Raw genomic sequence first — 20,325 nt, 5'->3', positions numbered from 1 at the left:
TACGAACAGTGGAGAGGAGCCCTGACTCAGGGTGAGCACCAAGCCGACCACCACAGACCTCCAGTGGACCGAATTGGACCAGCGGGCCGTGGACACCGTCCGTGTCCTGGCCGCGGACGCCGTACAGAAAGTCGGAAACGGCCACCCGGGTACGGCGATGAGCCTCGCTCCTGCCGCGTACACCCTCTTCCAGAAGGTGATGCGTCACGACCCGGCGGACGCGGACTGGACCGGACGCGACCGGTTCGTACTGTCCGCGGGCCACTCCAGCCTGACGCTGTACATCCAGCTCTACCTCGCCGGGTACGGCCTGGAGCTGGACGACCTCAAGGCGTTCCGCACCTGGGGCTCCAAGACCCCCGGCCACCCGGAGTACGGCCACACCACCGGTGTCGAGACGACGACCGGCCCGCTGGGCCAGGGTGTCGCCAACGCCGTGGGCATGGCGATGGCCGCCCGCTACGAGCGTGGTCTCTTCGACCCGCAGGCCGCCGCCGGCACCTCCCCGTTCGACCACACCATCTGGGTCATCGCCGGTGACGGCTGCCTCCAGGAGGGCATCTCGGCCGAGGCGTCCTCGCTGGCCGGCCACCAGAAGCTCGGCAACCTGGTGCTGCTGTGGGACGACAACCACATCTCGATCGAGGGCGACACGGAGACCGCGGTCTCCGAGGACACCCTGAAGCGTTACGAGTCCTACGGCTGGCACGTCCAGCGCGTGGACCAGCTGCCCAGCGGCGACCTCGACCCCGAGGGCCTCCACCGCGCGCTGCTGGCCGCCAAGGCCGAGACCGGGCGCCCGTCGTTCATCGCGGCCCGCTCGATCATCGCCTGGCCCGCCCCGAACGCCCAGAACACCGAGGCCGCGCACGGCTCGGCTCTCGGCGACGACGAGATCGCCGCCACCAAGCGGGTGCTCGGCTTCGACCCGGAGAAGACCTTCGAGGTCTCCGACGAGGTCATCTCCCACACCCGTGGGGCACTTGACCGCGGCCGCGAGGCCAAGGCCGAGTGGGAGAAGGGCTTCGCCGCGTGGCGCACCGCCAACCCGGAGCGCGCGGCCGACTTCGACCGCATCGCCGCGGGCGAGCTGCCCGCGGGCTGGGAGGACGAGCTCCCCGTCTTCGAGGCCGGCCACGGTGTCGCCACCCGTGCCGCCTCCGGCAAGGTCCTCCAGGCGCTCGGCGGTGTCATTCCCGAGCTGTGGGGCGGCTCCGCCGACCTCGCGGGCTCGAACAACACCACGATCGACAAGACGTCGTCGTTCCTCCCGGTGGGCAACCCGCTGCCCGAGGCCGACCCGTACGGCCGGACGATCCACTTCGGCATCCGCGAGCACTCCATGGCCGCGGCCATGAACGGCATCGCGCTGCACGGCAACACGCGCATCTACGGCGGCACCTTCCTGGTGTTCTCCGACTACATGCGCAACGCCGTCCGCCTGTCCGCGCTGATGCACCTCCCGGTGACGTACGTGTGGACGCACGACTCCATCGGTCTCGGCGAGGACGGCCCGACCCACCAGCCGGTCGAGCACCTGGCCTCGCTGCGCGCGATCCCGGGCCTCAACGTCGTCCGTCCGGCGGACGCCAACGAGACGACCATCGCCTGGCGCGAGATCCTCAAGCGCGGCAGGAAGGACTTCGGCAAGAGCGCCCCGCACGGTCTGGCGCTGTCCCGTCAGGGCCTGCCGACCTACGCGGCGAACGAGAACGCGGCCAAGGGCGGCTACGTGCTCTTCGACGCCGAGGGCGGCGAGGCCCAGGCCGTTCTGATCGCCACGGGTTCCGAGGTCCAGCTGGCCGTCGAGGCGCGGGACGAGCTCCAGGCGGCCGGTGTGCCGACCCGTGTGGTCTCGATGCCGTGTGTCGAGTGGTTCGAGGAGCAGGACCAGGCGTACAAGGACAGCGTGCTGCCGCCGTCCGTGAAGGCCCGGGTCGCCGTCGAGGCGGGCATCGGTCTCACCTGGCACCGGTACGTGGGCGACGCCGGCCGGATCGTCTCGCTGGAGCACTTCGGTGCCTCGGCCGACGCCAAGGTCCTCTTCCGCGAGTTCGGCTTCACCGTCGAGCACGTGGCGGAAGCCGCCCGGGAATCTCTCGCCGCCGCCGCGCGCTGACGCCGTTACACGACAAGTAGGAGATGCAATTCTCATGACAGACGCACTCAAGCGCCTCTCCGACGAGGGCGTGGCGATCTGGCTCGACGACCTGTCCCGCACACGGATCACCTCCGGCAACCTCGCCGAGCTGATCGACCAGAGTCACGTCGTGGGTGTCACGACCAACCCGTCGATCTTCCAGAAGGCGATCTCGCAGGGCCACGGTTACGACCAGCAGCTCACGGACCTCGCCACCCGCAAGGTCACGGTCGACGAGGCCATCCGCATGATCACGACGGCGGACGTCCGTGACGCCGCCGACATCCTGCGCCCCGTCTTCGACGCCACCGACGGCCAGGACGGCCGGGTCTCCATCGAGGTCGACCCGCGCCTGGCCCACCACACCGCGGCCACCGTCGCCGAGGCCAAGCAGCTGGCCTGGCTGGTGGACCGGCCGAACACGCTCATCAAGATCCCGGCGACCAAGGCCGGCCTGCCGGCGATCACCGAGGTCATCGGCAAGGGCATCAGCGTCAACGTCACGCTGATCTTCTCGCTGGAGCGCTACCGCGAGGTCATGGACGCCTACCTGGCGGGCCTGGAGAAGGCGAAGGCCGCGGGCCTGGACCTCTCCAAGATCCACTCCGTGGCGTCCTTCTTCGTGTCGCGCGTGGACACCGAGATCGACAAGCGCCTGGACGCGGTCGGCACCGACGAGGCGAAGTCCGCGAAGGGCAAGTCCGCCCTCGCCAACGCCCGTCTGGCCTACGAGGCGTACGAGGAGGTCTTCGCGAGCGACCGCTGGGCCGCCCTGGACAAGGCGCAGGCCAACAAGCAGCGTCCGCTCTGGGCCTCGACCGGCGTGAAGGACCCGTCCCTCAAGGACACCCTGTACGTCGACGACCTGGTCGCGCCGAACACGGTCAACACCATGCCGGAGGCGACGCTGGAGGCCGTGGCCGACCACGGGGAGATCACCGGCAACACCGTCGCCGGCCGATACGACCAGGCCCGTGCCGACCTCGACGCGATCAAGAAGCTCGGTGTCGGCTACGACGAAGTCGTCCAGCTCCTGGAGGACGAGGGCGTCGAGAAGTTCGAGGCCGCCTGGATCGACCTGCTCAACTCGACCGAGGCCGAGCTCAAGCGCCTCGCTCCTTCGGAGGGCTGACCACCTTGTCTGGTGTTCCCGGAGCCAACCCGCTCCGTGACGCACAGGACCGACGGCTCCCGCGTATCGCGGGGCCGTCGGGCCTGGTGATCTTTGGCGTCACGGGCGATTTGTCCCGCAAAAAGCTGATGCCCGCTGTCTACGACCTGGCCAATCGCGGCCTGCTGCCGCCGGGCTTCTCGCTCATCGGCTTCGCGCGCCGCGACTGGGAGGACGAGGACTTCGCCCAGGTCGTCCACGACGCCGTGAAAGAGCATTCCCGCACCCCGTTCCGCGAAGAGGTCTGGCAGCAGCTCAGCCAGGGCATGCGCTTCGTCCAGGGCAACTTCGACGACGACGACGCGTTCGAGACCCTCAGGACCACGATCGAGGAGCTCGACAAGGCACAGGGCACGGGCGGCAACTTCGCCTTCTACCTGTCCGTGCCGCCGAAGTTCTTCCCCAAGGTCGTCCAGCAGCTCAAGAAGCACGGGCTGGCCGACCAGGGCGAGGGCAGCTGGCGACGGGCCGTCATCGAGAAGCCGTTCGGTCATGACCTGGGGAGCGCGCAGGAGCTCAACCAGCTCGTGCACGACGTGTTCCCGCCGAACGAGGTCTTCCGTATCGACCACTACCTCGGCAAGGAGACGGTCCAGAACATCCTGGCCCTCCGTTTCGCGAACACGATGTGGGAGCCGATCTGGAACCGGTCGTACGTCGACCACGTCCAGATCACGATGGCCGAGGACATCGGCATCGGCGGCCGTGCCGGTTACTACGACGGCATCGGCGCGGCCCGTGACGTCATCCAGAACCACCTGCTCCAGCTGCTGGCGCTGACGGCGATGGAGGAGCCCGGCTCCTTCCACCCCAAGGCTCTGGTCGCCGAGAAGCTGAAGGTGCTCACGGCGGTCGAGCTGCCCGAGGACCTCGGCAAGCACACGGTGCGCGGTCAGTACACGCACGCGTGGCAGGGCGGTCAGGAGGTGCCCGGCTACCTCGAGGAGGAGGGGATCGACCCCAAGTCGAAGACGGACACCTTCGCCGCGATCAAGCTGACGATCAACAACCGCCGATGGGCCGGGGTGCCCTTCTACCTCCGTACCGGGAAGCGGCTCGGCCGCCGGGTCACGGAGATCGCGGTCGTCTTCAAGCGCGCCCCGTATCTGCCCTTCGAGTCCGGCGCGACGGAGGAGCTGGGCGGGAACGCCCTGGTCATCCGGGTGCAGCCGGACGAGGGGGTCACGGTCAGGTTCGGCTCCAAGGTCCCCGGCACGTCCATGGAGGTGCGGGACGTCACGATGGACTTCGCCTACGGCGAGTCCTTCACGGAGTCCAGCCCCGAGGCGTACGAGCGGCTCATCCTCGACGTCCTGCTCGGCGACGCCAACCTCTTCCCGCGCCACCAGGAGGTCGAGCTCTCCTGGAACATCCTCGACCCGATCGAGGAGTACTGGGACAAGCACGGCAAGCCCGCCCGGTACGCGGCCGGCACCTGGGGTCCGGCCGAGGCCGACGACATGCTCGCACGCGACGGACGGAGCTGGCGCCGGCCATGAAGATCGATCTCACGGAAACCACGTCCAGCAAGATCAACCAGGCCCTCATCTCGGCCCGCCGGGACATCGGCTCCCCCGCCGTCGGCATGGTGCTCACCCTCGTCATCGTCACGGACGAGGAGAACGCCTACGACGCCCTCAAGGCGGCGAACGACTCCTCGCGCGAGCACCCCTCGCGGATCATCGTGGTGATCAAGAGGGTCAGCCGTTCGCCGCGGTCGCGCCGCGACGCCCGGCTCGACGCCGAGATCCGGGTCGGCTCCGACGCCGGCTCGGGTGAGACCGTCGTCCTGCGCCTGCACGGTGAGCTGGCCAACCACGCCCAGTCCGTCGTCCTGCCGCTGCTGCTGCCGGACGCACCGGTGGTGGCCTGGTGGCCCGAGGACGCTCCGGCCGATCCGGCCAAGGACCCGCTGGGCGCGCTCGCCCAGCGCCGCATCACCGACACGTACTCCGCCGAGCACCCGCTCGACGAGCTGTCGGTGCGCGCGGCGACGTACCGGCCCGGGGACACCGACCTGGCCTGGACACGCATCACGCCGTGGCGCTCGATGCTGGCGGCGGCGCTCGACCAGCAGCCCGCCCAGGTCATCTCGGCGACGGTCGAGGGCGAGTCCGACAACCCGAGCTGCGAGCTGCTCGCGATGTGGCTCGCGGACCGGCTCGGGGTCCCGGTGGAGCGCACCCTCTCCGGTGGTCCCGGTCTGACGGCCGTGCGGCTGGAGACCAAGAACGGCGTGATCGTCCTGGACCGGCCCGACGGTTCGCTGGCGACGCTCTGCATGGCCGGCCAGCCGGACCGCGCGGTCGCGCTGAAGCGGCGGGAGACCGCCGAGCTCCTCGCGGAGGAACTGCGCCGGCTGGACCCGGACAACATCTACGAGGCCACGGTGAAGTTCGGCGTGGAGCGCCTCGGCGGTCCCACGGAGGCGTCGTCCGTCGGTACGGGGCACAAGCGGCAGGAGCCCACGGGCGCCGCCGCCCCTGCCGCGAAGAAGGCGGCGGCCAAGAGGGCGGCGTCCAAGTGAGTGCGCCGCAGCTCGTCGTGCACCGCGACAAGGAGCTGATGGCACAGGCCGCGGCGGCCAGGCTGATCACGAAGATCGTGGACGCCCAGGCCGCCCGCGGCTCCGCCTCGGTGGTCCTCACCGGCGGGCGCAACGGCAACGGCCTGCTGGCCGCGCTGGCCGGCTCGCCCGCCCGGGACGCGATCGACTGGTCGCGGCTCGACCTGTGGTGGGGCGACGAGCGGTTCCTGCCCGAGGGCGATCCGGAACGCAATGTCACGCAGGCCCGTGAGGCCCTGCTGGACAAGGTGGAGCTGGACCCCTCCCGGGTCCACGCGATGCCCGCGTCCGACGGTCCCTACGGCGGGGACGCGGACTCCGCCGCCGCGGGGTACGCGGCGGAACTCGCCGCCGCGGCGGGGCCGGAGGACCACGGGCCGGTCCCGACGTTCGACGTGCTGATGCTGGGCGTCGGCCCGGACACCCATGTCGCGTCGCTCTTCCCGGAGCTGCCCGCGGTGCGGGAGACCGAGCGCACCGTGGTCGGTGTGCACGGCGCCCCCAAGCCGCCGCCCACCCGCGTCTCGCTCACCCTGCCCGCCATCCGGGCGGCGCGTGAGGTGTGGCTGCTGGCCGCGGGTGAGGACAAGGCGGAGGCCGCGGAGATCGCGCTGTCCGGGGCCGGGGAGATCCAGGCACCGGCGGCCGGTGCCTACGGCCGCAGCCGCACGCTGTGGCTGCTGGACGCTGCGGCGGCCTCGAAGCTGCCGCGCGCGCTGTACCCGCCCGCGTCGGCGTAGTACGTCACGGCACGAAGGCCGGTCCCGCTCGATCGAGCGGGGCCGGCCTTCGTCGCGTCCCGCGCCGTCACCGGCCGGGGTGCGCGGTGCGCTCCAGGAAAGGCTCCAGCAGCCCCGGTACGGCCTCAGCGGCGAAGGTGAGGCCCTCGGCGGCGTCGGCGTCGTACACCGTGTACGCGCCCCCTCCGGCGGCGGTGGTGGCCGTGACGCTCAGCAGCCCGGCACGCCACTGGAAGACCGACTGCCTGACCGTCCAGCCGATCACCCCGGCCCGCTCCAGGGCGGCGGTGGAACGCCGGACCGTACCGGAGCGGGTGACCAGGTAACGGCCGGAGAGCGCGTGCCCGAGGCCGCGGTAGGCGTCGAGGGCGAGCGCCACCGCGAGTGGGACGGACACCACCGCGCAGCCGAGCGCGATCCACAGCAGTACGGGCGTGAACAGTGTCCCGAGGACGGCCAGGACCAGGACCGGGCCGACGGACGCGGCGATCGCCCGGCGCAGTCTGCGGCCCCGTGCGGCGGGCGGATGACGGACGAGCGGGGCAGCGGTCGGGGTGGCCGTCTCGCGCAGGACGTCGGCCGCGACGGAGTCGGCCCGTTCACGGGGAGCGACCGGGAGCAGGGTGTTGTGGTCGGCGTCCCTGGCCTCGTGGTCCTTGGCGAGGCCGGTGGTGATGGCGTCGAGCCGGGCCGCGCCGAGCAGCCGGACACCCAGCGGCTCGACCAGGTCGACGCCGCGTAGACGGGCCTCCTCGACGGATATGGACCGGGAGGTGAACAGTCCGCGCCGCACCCTGAGGGTGCCGCCCGGCTCACGCTCCAGGCGGTAGTTCCACCACATCTCGGTCCAGAGGCCGAACGCCCCGACGACGCCCGCGACGAGGGCGGCCAGGACCAGGGTGACGATCGTCCAGAGCAGCGGGGTGTCCCGGAAGCGGTCGGCGACCCACGCGATGACCTCGCCCTGGGCTCCCACCCAGTCGCTGATCTGCAGCACGGCCCCGGCGGCGGCGCCGCCGAGCATCGGGGCGACGAAGGAGACCGGGGCGTAGCGGATCCAGCGGGGGTCCAGGGCGGCCAGTTCACCCTCGCGGTGGACGCCGGGCGGCACGGTGGACGCGCGTTCCAGCAGGAGGCGGCGCAGGCGTTCGCCCTCGGCCCGCGTGACCGGGTCCAGTTCGAGGGTGGAGTCGCCGCCCTGTTCGCCGGTGCCGATCCTGACGGTGACCAGACCGAGGACGCGAAGCAGCGGATGGGCGGTGAGGTCGACGGTGCGGATGCGTTCCCGGGCCAGGGAGCGGCGCTTGACGACGAGCAGACCGGTGTGGAGGTCCACGCGCTCCTCGCCGACGCGGTAGCGGGTGCGGTGCCAGCGCACGCGGTCGACGCCCGCCGCCGCCCCGATGACGAGGGCCGCGCCGGCGAACATCTGGAGCACGGCGGCCGGGAGGCTGGACCACCGGGTGAGCCCGAGCGTGACGGGGACGGCCGCTCCCGCGACGACGCCCGCCACGACGAGGGCGCTGACCAGGACCGTACGGGGGTCGAGGCGCCGCCAGTCGCCGGCCGGGGCGGCGGTGCTCATGTGGCGTCGCCGGGGGTGTCGCGGGTGATGCGGGTGAGCTGCCGTGCCAGGTCGGCGGCGACCTCGTGGTCCAGGCCCTCGATCCGTACCGCGCCCTTGGCGGAGGCGGTGGTGACCGTGACCGTGGAAAGCCCGAAGAGCTGCTCCAGCGGGCCCCGTACGGTGTCCACGGTCTGGATCCGGGACATCGGCGCGATCCGCCACTCCTGCCGGAAGAAGCCGGTCCGGACGTAGACCGCGTCCTCGGTGATCTCCCAGCGGTGCGTGCGGAACCACCACACGGGGAGGAGGACGGCGGCCGCCGTGCCCGCCGCGGCCAGGACCGCGGCGGGCAGGAGCAGCCAGGGACGGGCGGCCTCGATCAGTGCGCCCAGCACCGCGAGCGACACGACGGGCACGGCAGCGGCCAGCAGCCACTGGGTGCGCCACCAGCCGACGGCCCGCCGGTCCAGCGTGTTACGCGGCGGCCTGAGACGTATCTTCCCCTCCGCCGTGGACACGGCTCAGCGGCCCCGCAGCGAGCGGTACGCCGACACGAGCGCGGCGGTCGAACTGTCCAGCTGTCCGCCCCCGGTGCCCTGGGTCAGGACCGGCTCGATCTTCTTGGCGAGGACCTTGCCGAGCTCGACGCCCCACTGGTCGAAGGAGTCGATGTTCCAGACGGCGCCCTGGACGAAGACCTTGTGCTCGTACAGCGCGATCAGCTGGCCGAGGACCGAGGGGGTGAGCCGCTCGGCGAGGATCGTGGTCGTCGGGTGGTTGCCGCGGAACGTCTTGTGCGGGACGAGGTCCTCGGCGACACCTTCCGCACGCACCTCGTCGGGCGTCTTGCCGAAGGCGAGGGCCTGCGTCTGGGCGAAGAAGTTGGCCATCAGCAGGTCGTGCTGGGCGATCAGCCCGGGCAGCAGGTCGTGGACCGGTGCGGCGAAGCCGATGAAGTCGGCGGGGATGACCTTCGTGCCCTGGTGGATCAGCTGGTAGTAGGCGTGCTGCCCGTTGGTGCCGGGAGTACCCCAGACGACCGGCCCGGTCTGCCACTCGACCGGGTTGCCGTCCCGGTCCACGGACTTGCCGTTGGACTCCATGTCCAGCTGCTGCAGGTACGCGGTGAACTTGGACAGATAGTGGCTGTAGGGCAGCACCGCGTGGGACTGCGCGTCGAAGAACGCGCCGTACCAGACACCCAGCAGGCCGAGCAGCAGCGGGACGTTCTCCTCGGCGGGCGCGGTGCGGAAGTGCTCGTCGACGAGGTGGAACCCGTCGAGCATCTCGCGGAACCGGTCCGGGCCGATGGCGATCATCAGCGAGAGGCCGATCGCCGAGTCGTAGGAGTAACGGCCGCCGACCCAGTCCCAGAACTCGAACATGTTGGCCGTGTCGATGCCGAAGTCCGTGACCTTCTCGGCGTTGGTCGAGAGCGCCACGAAGTGCTTGGCGACGGCTTCCTGACCGGCTTTCAGCTCGGTGAGGAGCCAGTCGCGGGCGGAGGTGGCGTTGGTGATGGTCTCGATGGTGGTGAACGTCTTGGACGCGACGACGAACAGCGTCTCGGCCGGGTCCAGGTCGCGCACGGCCTCGTGGAGGTCGGCGCCGTCGACGTTCGACACGAAGCGGACCGTGAGCGAGCGGTCCGTGAAGGAGCGCAGCACCTCGTAGGCCATGGCGGGACCCAGGTCGGAACCGCCGATGCCGATGTTCACGATGTTCTTGACCGGCTTGCCGGTGTGACCGGTCCACTCCCCGGCCCTGACCCGGTCGGCGAAGGCCGCCATCTTGTCCAGGACGGCGTGCACGGCCGGCACCACGTTCTCGCCGTCGACCTCGATCACGGCGTCGCGCGGGGCGCGCAGCGCGGTGTGCAGGACGGCGCGGTCCTCGGTGGTGTTGATCTTCTCGCCGCGGAACATCGCGTCCCGCAGGCCGGCCACTCCGGTGGCGTCCGCGAGGTCACGCAACAGACGGAGGGTCTCGTCGGTGACCAGGTGCTTGGAGTAGTCGATGTGGAGGTCGCCGACCCGGAGGGTGTACGCCGTCCCGCGGTCCGGCGCGTCGGCGAACAGCCGGCGCAGGTGGGTGTCGCCGAACTCCTCACGGTGCTTGCCGAGTGCCGCCCACTGGGGCGTCTGGTTCAGCTTGGTTCGGCCTTGTGCGTTCATCCCGGACATCGCCCACTTCATCTCGTACCTGCAACCTTCCCCGCTGCCCCTCCAACCTAATTGATCTGGAGGGTGCGTAGGGGCAACGGCGGGCTGCGAGGGGGCGTACGAATTCCGGCCGGGCACCCAGGGGGTGGCCGGCCGGTGAACAACTTCTAGATCTCGCCGCGGAGTTTCGCGAGGGCTTCGGCAAGGATCGCTTCGCCGTCCGCGTCGCTGCGCCGCTCGCGCACGTACGCCAGGTGCGTCTTGTACGGCTCGGTGCGCGGCGGGGCCGGCGGACTGTCCTGGTCCTGGCCGGCCGGGAAGCCGCAGCGCGGGCAGTCCCAGGTCTCCGGCACCTGCGCGTCATGGGCGAAGCTCGGCTGCGTCTCGTGCCCGTTCGAGCACCAGAAGGAGATGCGGAGGCGCGGCGCGGACTCGCCTCGCTCGGCCTCCCCCATCGGCCCCGCTCCGACCCGGCTTCCCCGGATCGCGTTGCCACTTGCCACGGTCGTAACTCCCTGCGTGATGGTGCTCGAAGATGCCCCAGTCTACGTAAGGCCCAACGCGCGTCCAGTGAAAGGAGTTACACCGTCACCGGGAATCGCGGACGACGGGTCAGCTGTCCAGCTTGATGAGCAGAGCGAGGACGACAATGCACGCGAACCATCCCAGACCGACCACGACGGTGATGCGGTCGAGGTTCCGCTCGGCGACCGACGAGCCGCCCACGGACGACTGCATTCCACCACCGAACATGTCGGACAGGCCGCCGCCCTTTCCCTTGTGCATCAGCACCAGCAGCATCAGCAGCAGGCTGAAGACGATCAGGGCGATCTCGAACGCCAAAACCACGGCTGGTCCCTACTTTCCGGAATTCCTAGGACTGCATGTACGAACAGCGGGGGCCCGGGGGTACACCCCCCTCGGCCCCCGCAAGGGTACGACGGATCCGCGCCACCGCATACTCACCGGCCGCGGAGGCGGCGATCCTACTGGTCGCGGAAGCGGACGATCTTGACGAACTCGTCGGCGTCCAGCGCGGCGCCGCCGATCAGGGCACCGTCCACGTCGGGCTGCGCCATGATGGCCGCGACGTTGCCCGACTTCACCGAGCCGCCGTACTGGATGCGGACGGCGTCGGCCAGCTCCTGCGTGTACAGCTCGGCCAGCCTGCGGCGGATCGCGCCGCAGACCTCCTGGGCGTCCTCGGGGGTGGCGACCTCGCCGGTCCCGATGGCCCAGACCGGCTCGTAGGCGATCACGACGGACTCGGCCTGCTCGGCCGGGATGTCCTTCAGCGCGCCGTCGAGCTGCGCCAGCGTGTAGGCCACCTGGTCACCGGCCTTGCGGATGTCCAGGCCCTCGCCGACGCAGAGGATCGGGGTCAGGCCGTGCTTGTAGGCGGCCTTCACCTTGGCGTTGCAGATCTCGTCGTTCTCGCCGTGGTACTGGCGGCGCTCGCTGTGACCGACGGCGACGAAGGTGCACTTCAGCTTGGCGAGCATCGGGCCGGAGATCTCACCGGTGTACGCACCGGAGTCCTGCGCGGACAGGTCCTGGGCGCCGTACTTGATCTTCAGCTTGTCGCCGTCGACCAGCGTCTGCACGGAGCGCAGGTCGGTGAAGGGCGGCAGGACGGCGACCTCGACGGCGTCGTAGTCCTTGTCGGCCAGTGCGAAAGCGAGCTTCTGGACGTGTGCGATGGCCTCGAGGTGGTTGAGGTTCATCTTCCAGTTGCCCGCCATGAGCGGGGTGCGGGTGGTCATTGAGGGTCAGTCCTCCAGTGCGGCGAGTCCGGGAAGCGTCTTGCCTTCGAGGTATTCGAGGCTGGCGCCGCCACCGGTCGAGATGTGGCCGAATGCGTTCTCGTCGAAGCCCAGGATGCGCACGGCGGCCGCGGAGTCCCCGCCGCCGACGACGCTGAAGGCCTGGGAGTCGACGAGTGCCTGGGCGACGGCCTTGGTGCCCTGCGCGTAGTCGGGGTGCTCGAAGACGCCCATCGGGCCGTTCCAGAAGACGGTGGCCGCGTCGGCGAGCTTCGCAGCGTACAGCTCGCGGGTCGCGGGCCCGATGTCGAGGCCCTCCTGGTCGGCCGGGATGGCGTCGGCGGCGACCGTGGTGGGGTTCGCCGGGGCCTTGCTCTTCAGGTCCGGGAACTCGTGGGCGACGAGGACGTCGACGGGGAGCACGAACTCCACACCGAGCTCCTCGGCCCGCTTGAGGTACCCCTGGACGGCCGGGACCTGGTCCTCCTGGAGGAGCGAGATGCCCACCTCGTGACCCTGGGCCTTGAGGAAGGTGTACGCCATGCCGCCGCCGATCAGGATGCGGTCGGCCTTCTCCAGCAGGTGGTCGATGACGCCGAGCTTGTCGGAGACCTTGGCACCGCCGAGGACCACGGCGTAGGGGCGCGCGACGTCCTCGGTGAGCTTCTTCAGGACGCCGACCTCGGTGGCGATCAGACCGCCTGCGGCGTGCGGCAGCCGCGCCGGAAGGTCGAAGACCGAGGCGTGCTTGCGGTGGACGGCGCCGAAGCCGTCCCCGACGTAGACGTCGGCGAGCTCGGCGAGCTGATCGGCGAAGGCGCCGCGCTCGGCGTCGTCCTTCGACGTCTCACCGGCGTTGAAGCGGAGGTTCTCGATGACGGCGACCTGGCCGTCGGTGAGGGCCGCGACCGTGGCACGGGCGGACTCGCCGACGGTGTCGGTCGCGAAGGCGACCTCGGATCCGAGGAGCTCGCCCAGGCGCGCGGCGGCGGGGGCCAGCGAGAAGGCCGGGTCCGGGGCTCCCTTCGGCCGGCCGAGGTGCGAGGCGACGACGACCCGCGCGCCGGCAGCGGCGAGCGCGGAGACCGTCGGGCGGACGGCGCGGATGCGGCCGTCGTCGGTGATCGTGGTGCCGTCCAGCGGCACGTTGAGGTCGGCGCGGACGAATACCCGCTTGCCCGCGACCCCTTCGGCGAGAAGTTCGTCGATCGTCTTCATCTGTTCCCAATACTCCTTGGAAGGACGGATGAGCATGCGAGGGGGCTCGAACGGCGCCGCGTCGCGCCGTCCGAGCCCCTCACATCACACCTGGATGCCTGCCGATCCTAGGATCAGAGCTGGCCGCCGACGAAGACGGTCAGGTCGACGAGGCGGTTGGAGTAACCCCACTCGTTGTCGTACCAGCCGAGGATCTTCACCGAGTTGCCCTCCTGGACCATGGTCAGGGAGGAGTCGAAGGTGCAGGACGACGGGTCGCCGACGATGTCCGAGGAGACGATCGGGTCCTCGGTGTACGTCAGGAAACCCTTGAGGTCGCCGTCGTCGGAAGCCTTCTTGAACGCGGCGTTGACCTCGTCCTTGGTGACCTCGCGCTGCAGGGTCACGACGAGGTCGGTGGCGGAGCCGGTCGGGACCGGGACGCGCATCGCGATGCCGTCGAGCTTGCCCTTGAGCTGCGGGAGGACCAGGGCGGTCGCCTTGGCGGCGCCCGTCGTGGTCGGGATGATGTTCTCGGCGGCGGCGCGGGCGCGACGCAGGTCCGAGTGCGGGAAGTCCAGGATGCGCTGGTCGTTCGTGTACGCGTGGACCGTCGTCATCAGGCCCTTGACGATGCCGAAGTTCTCGTCGAGAACCTTGGCCATCGGCGCCACACAGTTGGTGGTGCAGGAGGCGTTGGAGATGACGTGGTGGTTGGCCGCGTCGTACTTGTCCTGGTTGACGCCCATCACGATGGTGATGTCCTCGTCCTTGGCCGGAGCCGAGATGAGGACCTTCTTGGCGCCACCGGCGATGTGCTTCTCGGCGTCGGCCTTCTTGGTGAAGATGCCGGTCGACTCGATGACGATGTCGACGCCCAGCTCACCCCAGGGGATGTCGGCCGGGTTGCGCTCGGAGAGCACCTTGATGGTGTGACCGTCGACGGTGATGGTGTCGGCGGTGTGGCTGACCTCTGCCTTGAGACGACCCAGAATGGTGTCGTACTTCAGCAGGTGAGCCGTGGTCGCAGTGTCACCCAGGTCGTTGACAGCCACGATCTCGATGTCCGCACCCTGCTCCAGCAGCGCGCGGAAGTAGTTACGACCGATGCGGCCAAAGCCGTTGATGCCTACGCGGATCGTCACGAACCGATCTCCTCGTTAGGAACGCCGGTTTCGATGCCGGCGAGTTTTATAGGGATGTCCCCGACCGCCTCCGACCCTACCTCTCCGAAGCCTCAGGAGTGACATCGAGAGCAGTGGTGCGAAGAGGGATCTCCTTACTCCCGAGTAGGAGCAAGGGATTCCGGCCGGACGGGAAACCTCGCGAACAACGGCCGCGACGCGGTCACGAAGCGTCAACGCCCCCCGAAGCCTGTCCCCTTGCGGCTGAAGGGCGGACCATGACGGCCCATGGCGCGACATCACCGGGAGTCACCGCGGCAGGAGCGGTCCTGCGGTTCCGGCGGGCCGGGCGGCGGCCCGTGCACATCACGGGAGCGCACCCGCGAGTCCGCCGCTCAATTGGGCGGCCTGCTACTCAACCGATAAAGAACCCCGGTTTACCTGCGCACTTCCGGAGTACCCGCATGACGAACCGCGTAGCCCGCCGCTCAATTGGGCGGGGCCGCACTCAATCGACTATGCGGGTGGCACATATTCCCGTCATACGGATCGCCCACCGCACCATTTCGAAAATACCCTTCGGCTGATTCTCGCGTGGTTCACACCCCGGACGGCCGGAAACGGCGGTCGGCCGCAGCCTTCCCCGCCCGGCGAACGGAACCGCCCCGGCCGCCGGGGAAAGCGGCCGGGGCAGTCCGGTGGCGGTCAGCCCACGAGGCCGTCGGCCAGCTCCTCGCCGAGGGTCGATTCCGTGCCCGGGATACCGAGGTCCTGGGCACGCTTGTCGGCCATGGCCAGCAGGCGCCGGATACGGCCGGCGACCGCGTCCTTGGTCAGCGGCGGGTCGGCGAGCGCCCCTAGCTCCTCCAGGGAGGCCTGCTTGTGCTCCATGCGCAGCCGTCCGGCCGCCGCGAGGTGCTCCGGGACCTCCTCGCCCAGGATCTCCAGCGCGCGCCCCACCCGGGCGCCCGCGGCGACCGCGGCGCGGGCGGAGCGGCGGAGGTTGGCGTCGTCGAAGTTGGCGAGCCGGTTGGCCGTGGCACGGACCTCGCGCCGCATGCGGCGCTCCTCCCAGGCCAGCACCGCGTCGTGGGCTCCCAGCCGGGTCAGCAGCGCCCCGATCGCGTCACCGTCACGCACGACGACGCGGTCCACGCCCCGCACCTCGCGGGCCTTGGCCGCGATGGAGAGCCTGCGGGCCGCGCCGACCAGGGCCAGGGCGGCCTCCGGGCCGGGGCAGGTCACCTCCAGTGACGAGGAACGGCCGGGCTCGGTGAGCGAACCGTGGGCGAGGAAGGCTCCGCGCCAGGCGGCCTCCGCGTCGCAGGTGGCCCCCGAGACCACCTGCGGGGGCAGCCCGCGGATGGGACGGCCGCGGCCGTCCACCAGACCGGTCTGACGGGCCAGCTGGTCCCCTCCCGCCACCACCCGCACGACGAATCGGGAACCCCGGCGCAGACCGCCGGGGGCCATCACGATCAGCTCCGAGCTGTGCCCGAAGATCTCCAGGATGTCCCGCTTGAGCCGGCGTGCCGCGTTCCCCGTGTCCAGCTCGGCCTCGATCACGATGCGGCCGCTCACCAGGTGCAGCCCGCCCGCGAACCGGAGGATCGCCGAGACCTCTGCCTTTCTGCAGCAGGTCCGTGTCACGGGAAGCCGAGAGATTTCGTCCTTCACCGCTGGCGTCATCGCCATGGGCCGATCCTTCCATGCATCCGGAAAATACGGTCGTACGCGGCGGCCAACAGCTCCGGATCATGAATCGGAACGCCGTCGGGTGAGGCCACGGGGGCCAGCTCGACCGCGGCTCCGAGCCGCTGGGCGGCGTCGGCGAGGGACTCACGGTCAGGCACGGCGGCCTCATCGGCCAGCACCACGTCCATGGCGAGTTTAGGGGCGTGTCGTCCCAAAACCTCCAAATGACGCTGCGGTGAGAAGCCTTCTGTTTCACCGGGCTGCGGTGCGAGGTTCAGCGAGAGGACCTTGCGGGCCTTCGTCGTCACCAGTGCGTCGAGCAGCTCGGGCACCAGTAGATGCGGAATCACGGAGGAGAACCAGGACCCCGGACCGAGAACCACCCAATCGGCGTCGAGCACCGCGGCCACCGCCTCGGGGACGGCGGGCGGATCGGCCGGTACGACGTGGACGGACTGCACCTCGCCGGGGGTCAGCGCCACCGTCGCCTGTCCGCGCACGGTGACCGTGTCCTCCGGGCGCTGGGGGTCGTGGCCCGTCACCAGCGCCTGCAGCTCCAGGGGGACGGCGGACATCGGCAGCACCCTGCCGTGTGCCCCGAGCAGCTTGCCGACCAGGTCGAGGGCCTGCACATGGTCGCCCAGCTGTTCCCAGAGCGCGACGATGAGCAGATTGCCCACCGCGTGCTCGTGCAGGTCCCCCTTGGACTCGAAGCGGTGCTGGATGACCTGGGCCCAGGTCTGGCCCCAGTCGTCGTCCCCGCACAGTGCGGCCAGCGCCTTGCGGAGGTCGCCCGGAGGAAGGACGCCGAGCTCCTCGCGCAGCCGGCCGCTGGAACCGCCGTCGTCGGCGACGGTCACCACGGCCGTCAGATCGCCGGTGATCCGGCGCAGCGCCGTGAGCGAGGCCGAGAGCCCCATGCCGCCGCCGAGGGCGACGACCTTGGGCTGTGCGCCGCGCTTGCGGCGGGAGAGCGCGGCCGTGGCCCTGCTCAGCCGGCGCTGACGCAGATTGCGACTGGTCACTCGCGCCCCATGTCCCGGTGGACGAGGACGGTCTCGATCCCTTCGGTGGCCAGCCGGGTGGCCAGCTTCTCCGACATGGCGACGGAACGGTGCTTACCGCCCGTGCACCCGACGGCGATGGTCACGTAACGCTTGCCCTCGCGGCGGTAGCCCGCGGCGATGAGCTGCAGGAGTTCCGTGTACTGGTTGAGGAACTCCTTGGCGCCCGGCTGGTCGAAGACGTAGTCGGAGACCTCCTCGTTGAGCCCGGTGAAGGGGCGGAGCTCCGGAACCCAGTGCGGGTTGGGCAGGAACCGGCAGTCGACGACGAGGTCGGCGTCGACCGGCAGTCCGTACTTGAAGCCGAACGACATCACCGTCGCCCGCAGCTCCGGTTCCTCGTCACCGGCGAACTGCGCGTCCATCTTGGCGCGCAGCTCGTGGACGTTGAGGCTGGAGGTGTCGATGACGAGGTCGGCGTCGCCGCGCAGCTCACGCAGCAGGTCGCGCTCGGCCGCGATTCCGTCGACGATACGGCCGTCGCCCTGGAGCGGGTGCGGGCGGCGAACCGATTCGAAGCGGCGTACGAGGGCGTCGTCGGAGGACTCCAGGAAGACGATCCGCCGGGTGACGTGCTTGGCCTCCAGGTCCGCGAGGGACTCCCGGAGGTTGTCGAAGAAGCGGCGGCCCCGCACGTCGACGACGACGGCGATGCGGGCGACGTTGCCCTGGGACCGGGCGCCGAGCTCCACCATCGTGGGGATCAGCGCGGGCGGCAGGTTGTCGACGACGAACCAGCCGAGGTCCTCCAGACACTTGGCGGCGGTGCTGCGCCCGGCGCCCGACATTCCGGAGATGATCACCAGCTCGGGAATGGCGGGCGTCGCGGCCTCGGCCTTCTGCGTGGTGCTTCCCGTACTCACGTCTGCTGCTCCGTCTGCTCGGCCGCGGTCGTCCCGGCGTTCATGCGCGTGCTCTGTCATGTCCTGTCGCCCCCGTCGTCGTCTTCAATGATCTCTCCTGTGGCGGTGTTCACGGCAGGTGCGGCCGGGGCGGCGGCCGCGAAGGCCACGGCCACCGATTCGGCGGTCCTGCGCCCTATCCCCGGCACTTCGCAGATCTCGTCGATTGTCGCCTGCCGCAGCTTCTTGACGGAGCCGAAATGCTTGATCAGCGCCTGCTTGCGGGTCTCGCCGAGGCCCGGCACGTCGTCCAGGGGGCTGCTGCGGATGCGCTTGGCCCGCTTGGCCCGCTGGTAGGTGATGGCGAAGCGGTGGGCCTCGTCCCGGATGCGCTGGAGGAGGTAGAGGCCCTCGCTCGAGCGTGGCAGGACCACCGGATCGTCGTCGTCGGGCAGCCAGACCTCCTCGAGGCGCTTGGCGAGACCGCAGACGGCGATGTCGTCGATGCCCAGCTCGTCCAGGGCACGCTTGGCCGCGGCGACCTGGGGCTGCCCTCCGTCGACGACGACGAGCTGCGGGGGGTAGGCGAACCGCTTGGGACGGCCGTCGTCCTCGCGGGGCTCCTCCCGGACGGAGACGGGCTCCGGTGCCGCGGGCTCCGCCGTCCCGGCAGGGGGCGGGGTGGATCCGTGCGCGGGAGGCCGCGCCCCGTCCGCCGTGGGCCCGTCCGGCCCGGGCGGGGTGGTCGCGTGCGCGGGCGCGGGAACGGGCCCGGTGGGTGCCGGGCTGTCCTCCCACTCCCCCGTCCGTTCCTTCTCCTGGAGGTAGCGCTTGAAGCGGCGGCCGATGACTTCGTGCATGGACCGGACGTCGTCCTGGCCCTCGAATCCCTTGATCTGGAAGCGGCGGTACTCGCTCTTGCGCGCGAGGCCGTCCTCGAAGACCACCATCGACGCGACCACGTCGTCACCCTGGAGGTGCGAGATGTCGAAGCACTCGACGCGCAGCGGTGCGGTGTCGAGGCCGAGTGCCTCGGCGATCTCCTCCAGGGCCCGGGAACGCGTCGTGAGGTCGGACGCTCGCCTGGTCTTGTGCAGCCCGAGGGCCTGCTGGGCGTTGCGCTGGACCGTGCCCATCAGGTCCTTCTTGTCGCCCCGCTGCGGGATGCGCAGGCTGACCTGCGCCCCCCTGCGGTCCGCGAGCCACTGGGACACGGCATCAGGGTCCTCGGGGAGCGCCGGGACCAGCACCTCCTTGGGGACGGAGTCGCCCGACTCCTCGCCGTACAACTGCTGGAGCGCGTGTTCCACCAGGCCCGAGGTGTCGACGGCCTCGACCTTGTCGGTGACCCAGCCGCGCTGGCCGCGCACCCGTCCGCCGCGGACGTGGAAGATCTGGACGGCTGCCTCGAGTTCGTCCTCGGCGACGGCGATCAGGTCGGCGTCCGTGGCGTCGGCGAGAACGACGGCGCTCTTCTCCATGGCGCGCTTGAGCGCCTCCGCGTCGTCGCGCAGCCGGGCCGCGCGCTCGTACTCCATCTCCTCGGCCGCCTGCGTCATGTCCTTCTCGAGACGGCGGATGTACGTCCCGGTCCGGCCCGTCATGAAGGAGCAGAAGTCCTCGGCCAGCTCCCGGTGTTCCTCGGGCGTGACGCGTCCGACGCAGGGGGCGGAGCACTTGCCGATGTAACCGAGGAGACAGGGGCGGCCGGTGCGCTCGGCGTTCTTGAACACACCGGCGGAGCAGGTGCGCACGGGGAAGACCCTGAGCATCAGGTCGACCGTCTCACGGATCGCCCAGGCGTGGCCGTACGGACCGAAGTAGCGCACGCCCTTCTTCTTGGCGCCGCGCATGACCTGGACGCGCGGGAACTCCTCGTTGAGCGTGACCGCGAGGTAGGGATAGCTCTTGTCGTCTCGGTACTTGACGTTGAACCGGGGGTCGAACTCCTTGATCCAGGAGTACTCCAGCTGAAGCGCCTCGACCTCGGTGGAGACGACAGTCCATTCCACGGAGGCGGCCGTGGTGACCATCGTGCGGGTACGCGGGTGCAGGCCGGCCAGGTCCTGGAAGTAGTTGGCCAGGCGCTGGCGCAGGTTCTTGGCCTTCCCGACGTAGATCACCCGGCGGTGTTCGTCGCGGAATTTGTAGACCCCCGGGGAGTCGGGGATCTGTCCCGGCTTGGGGCGGTAGCTGGAGGGGTCTGCCATGTCTCACACCCTACTTGCGGGCGGTGACAGAGCGGCATTCCCTGGCCCCCGGGGTCCATGACGGGCCGAGCGGCCCGTGTGACG

Annotated in this window: 17 protein-coding genes; 5 read left to right on the top strand and 12 right to left on the bottom strand. The window is 70.3% G+C overall.

Features of this window, described 5'->3' with window-relative positions:
* The first annotated feature begins 31 nt into the window (after positions 1 to 31).
* From tkt to pgl, 5 genes are read left to right on the top strand one after another with little or no spacing between them, the layout of a single operon-like run.
* The gene (gene tkt, locus LWJ43_RS25585; protein ID WP_277334550.1) at positions 32 to 2,119 is read left to right on the top strand and encodes a transketolase; all 2,088 of its coding nucleotides are present in this window, start codon (positions 32 to 34) and stop codon (positions 2,117 to 2,119) included.
* Positions 2,120 to 2,153: 34 nt separating this feature from the next.
* Entirely contained in the window at positions 2,154 to 3,272 is a 1,119-nt protein-coding gene (gene tal, locus LWJ43_RS25580; protein WP_277334549.1) for a transaldolase, read from the top strand.
* A gap of 5 nt (positions 3,273 to 3,277) precedes the next feature.
* Positions 3,278 to 4,810, top strand: coding sequence for a glucose-6-phosphate dehydrogenase (gene zwf / locus LWJ43_RS25575; RefSeq protein ID WP_277334548.1), 1,533 nt, complete (start codon positions 3,278 to 3,280; stop codon positions 4,808 to 4,810).
* Positions 4,807 to 5,838, top strand: coding sequence for a glucose-6-phosphate dehydrogenase assembly protein OpcA (gene opcA, locus LWJ43_RS25570; RefSeq protein WP_277334547.1), 1,032 nt, complete (start codon positions 4,807 to 4,809; stop codon positions 5,836 to 5,838). Before zwf ends, opcA begins: the two co-directional genes overlap by 4 nt.
* The gene (gene pgl, locus LWJ43_RS25565) at positions 5,835 to 6,617 is read left to right on the top strand and encodes a 6-phosphogluconolactonase (RefSeq protein ID WP_277334546.1); all 783 of its coding nucleotides are present in this window, start codon (positions 5,835 to 5,837) and stop codon (positions 6,615 to 6,617) included. The genes opcA and pgl overlap by 4 nt, the downstream gene beginning before the upstream one ends.
* 67 nt (positions 6,618 to 6,684) lie before the next feature.
* On the opposite strand, the gene LWJ43_RS25560 is transcribed toward pgl, so the two are convergent.
* From LWJ43_RS25560 to uvrC, 12 genes are all read right to left on the bottom strand, one after another.
* Complete coding sequence (locus LWJ43_RS25560; RefSeq protein WP_277334545.1) at positions 6,685 to 8,202, bottom strand: PH domain-containing protein; 1,518 nt, start codon at positions 8,200 to 8,202, stop codon at positions 6,685 to 6,687.
* Positions 8,199 to 8,702, bottom strand: coding sequence for a PH domain-containing protein (locus tag LWJ43_RS25555; protein ID WP_277334544.1), 504 nt, complete (start codon positions 8,700 to 8,702; stop codon positions 8,199 to 8,201). The genes LWJ43_RS25560 and LWJ43_RS25555 overlap by 4 nt, the downstream gene beginning before the upstream one ends.
* Positions 8,703 to 8,705: 3 nt before the next feature.
* The gene (gene pgi, locus LWJ43_RS25550) at positions 8,706 to 10,358 is read right to left on the bottom strand and encodes a glucose-6-phosphate isomerase (RefSeq protein WP_277335990.1); all 1,653 of its coding nucleotides are present in this window, start codon (positions 10,356 to 10,358) and stop codon (positions 8,706 to 8,708) included.
* 155 nt (positions 10,359 to 10,513) lie between these two features.
* Positions 10,514 to 10,849: an RNA polymerase-binding protein RbpA gene (locus tag LWJ43_RS25545; protein WP_147962889.1), complete on the bottom strand. Its 336-nt coding sequence runs from the start codon at positions 10,847 to 10,849 to the stop codon at positions 10,514 to 10,516.
* Between the two features lie 109 nt (positions 10,850 to 10,958).
* On the bottom strand, positions 10,959 to 11,195 hold the full coding sequence (gene secG, locus LWJ43_RS25540; RefSeq protein ID WP_031094498.1) for a preprotein translocase subunit SecG: 237 nt from the start codon (positions 11,193 to 11,195) through the stop codon (positions 10,959 to 10,961).
* A gap of 137 nt (positions 11,196 to 11,332) precedes the next feature.
* Positions 11,333 to 12,109 (bottom strand): triose-phosphate isomerase, encoded by a 777-nt coding sequence (tpiA, locus tag LWJ43_RS25535; protein ID WP_277334543.1) that lies wholly within the window; start codon positions 12,107 to 12,109, stop codon positions 11,333 to 11,335.
* A gap of 6 nt (positions 12,110 to 12,115) precedes the next feature.
* Positions 12,116 to 13,327 carry a phosphoglycerate kinase gene (locus LWJ43_RS25530; RefSeq protein WP_277334542.1) on the bottom strand — a complete coding sequence of 404 codons (1,212 nt, stop codon included), beginning with the start codon at positions 13,325 to 13,327 and terminating at the stop codon, positions 12,116 to 12,118.
* Between the two features lie 113 nt (positions 13,328 to 13,440).
* Entirely contained in the window at positions 13,441 to 14,451 is a 1,011-nt protein-coding gene (gap, locus tag LWJ43_RS25525; RefSeq protein WP_033303126.1) for a type I glyceraldehyde-3-phosphate dehydrogenase, read from the bottom strand.
* Between the two features lie 684 nt (positions 14,452 to 15,135).
* Complete coding sequence (gene whiA, locus LWJ43_RS25520) at positions 15,136 to 16,125, bottom strand: DNA-binding protein WhiA (RefSeq protein ID WP_014156889.1); 990 nt, start codon at positions 16,123 to 16,125, stop codon at positions 15,136 to 15,138.
* Complete coding sequence (locus LWJ43_RS25515) at positions 16,116 to 17,150, bottom strand: gluconeogenesis factor YvcK family protein (RefSeq protein ID WP_277334541.1); 1,035 nt, start codon at positions 17,148 to 17,150, stop codon at positions 16,116 to 16,118. The genes whiA and LWJ43_RS25515 overlap by 10 nt, the downstream gene beginning before the upstream one ends.
* Positions 17,147 to 18,112 (bottom strand): RNase adapter RapZ, encoded by a 966-nt coding sequence (rapZ, locus tag LWJ43_RS25510; protein ID WP_277334540.1) that lies wholly within the window; start codon positions 18,110 to 18,112, stop codon positions 17,147 to 17,149. Before rapZ ends, LWJ43_RS25515 begins: the two co-directional genes overlap by 4 nt.
* Positions 18,109 to 20,241: an excinuclease ABC subunit UvrC gene (gene uvrC, locus LWJ43_RS25505; protein ID WP_277334539.1), complete on the bottom strand. Its 2,133-nt coding sequence runs from the start codon at positions 20,239 to 20,241 to the stop codon at positions 18,109 to 18,111. The genes rapZ and uvrC overlap by 4 nt, the downstream gene beginning before the upstream one ends.
* Positions 20,242 to 20,325: the final 84 nt, after the last annotated feature.

It is taken from the genome of Streptomyces sp. JH34 (assembly GCF_029428875.1).
In the GTDB taxonomy this organism is placed as follows: Bacteria; Actinomycetota; Actinomycetes; order Streptomycetales; family Streptomycetaceae; genus Streptomyces.
Note: the sequence above shows the minus strand (reverse complement) of the source record. Positions and strands in the feature narration are given on the sequence as shown.

What these genes read in the sequence shown, in the direction of transcription:
- rapZ (WP_277334540.1), bottom strand. Translation starts at nt 18,112, where the DNA reads ATGACAGAGCACGCGCATGAACGCCGGGACGACCGCGGCCGAGCAGAC.
- tpiA (WP_277334543.1), bottom strand. Translation starts at nt 12,109, where the DNA reads ATGACCACCCGCACCCCGCTCATGGCGGGCAACTGGAAGATGAACCTC.
- tal (WP_277334549.1), top strand. Translation starts at nt 2,154, where the DNA reads ATGACAGACGCACTCAAGCGCCTCTCCGACGAGGGCGTGGCGATCTGG.
- LWJ43_RS25560 (WP_277334545.1), bottom strand. Translation starts at nt 8,202, where the DNA reads ATGAGCACCGCCGCCCCGGCCGGCGACTGGCGGCGCCTCGACCCCCGT.
- pgi (WP_277335990.1), bottom strand. Translation starts at nt 10,358, where the DNA reads ATGAACGCACAAGGCCGAACCAAGCTGAACCAGACGCCCCAGTGGGCG.
- whiA (WP_014156889.1), bottom strand. Translation starts at nt 16,125, where the DNA reads ATGGCGATGACGCCAGCGGTGAAGGACGAAATCTCTCGGCTTCCCGTG.
- LWJ43_RS25530 (WP_277334542.1), bottom strand. Translation starts at nt 13,327, where the DNA reads ATGAAGACGATCGACGAACTTCTCGCCGAAGGGGTCGCGGGCAAGCGG.
- uvrC (WP_277334539.1), bottom strand. Translation starts at nt 20,241, where the DNA reads ATGGCAGACCCCTCCAGCTACCGCCCCAAGCCGGGACAGATCCCCGAC.
- opcA (WP_277334547.1), top strand. Translation starts at nt 4,807, where the DNA reads ATGAAGATCGATCTCACGGAAACCACGTCCAGCAAGATCAACCAGGCC.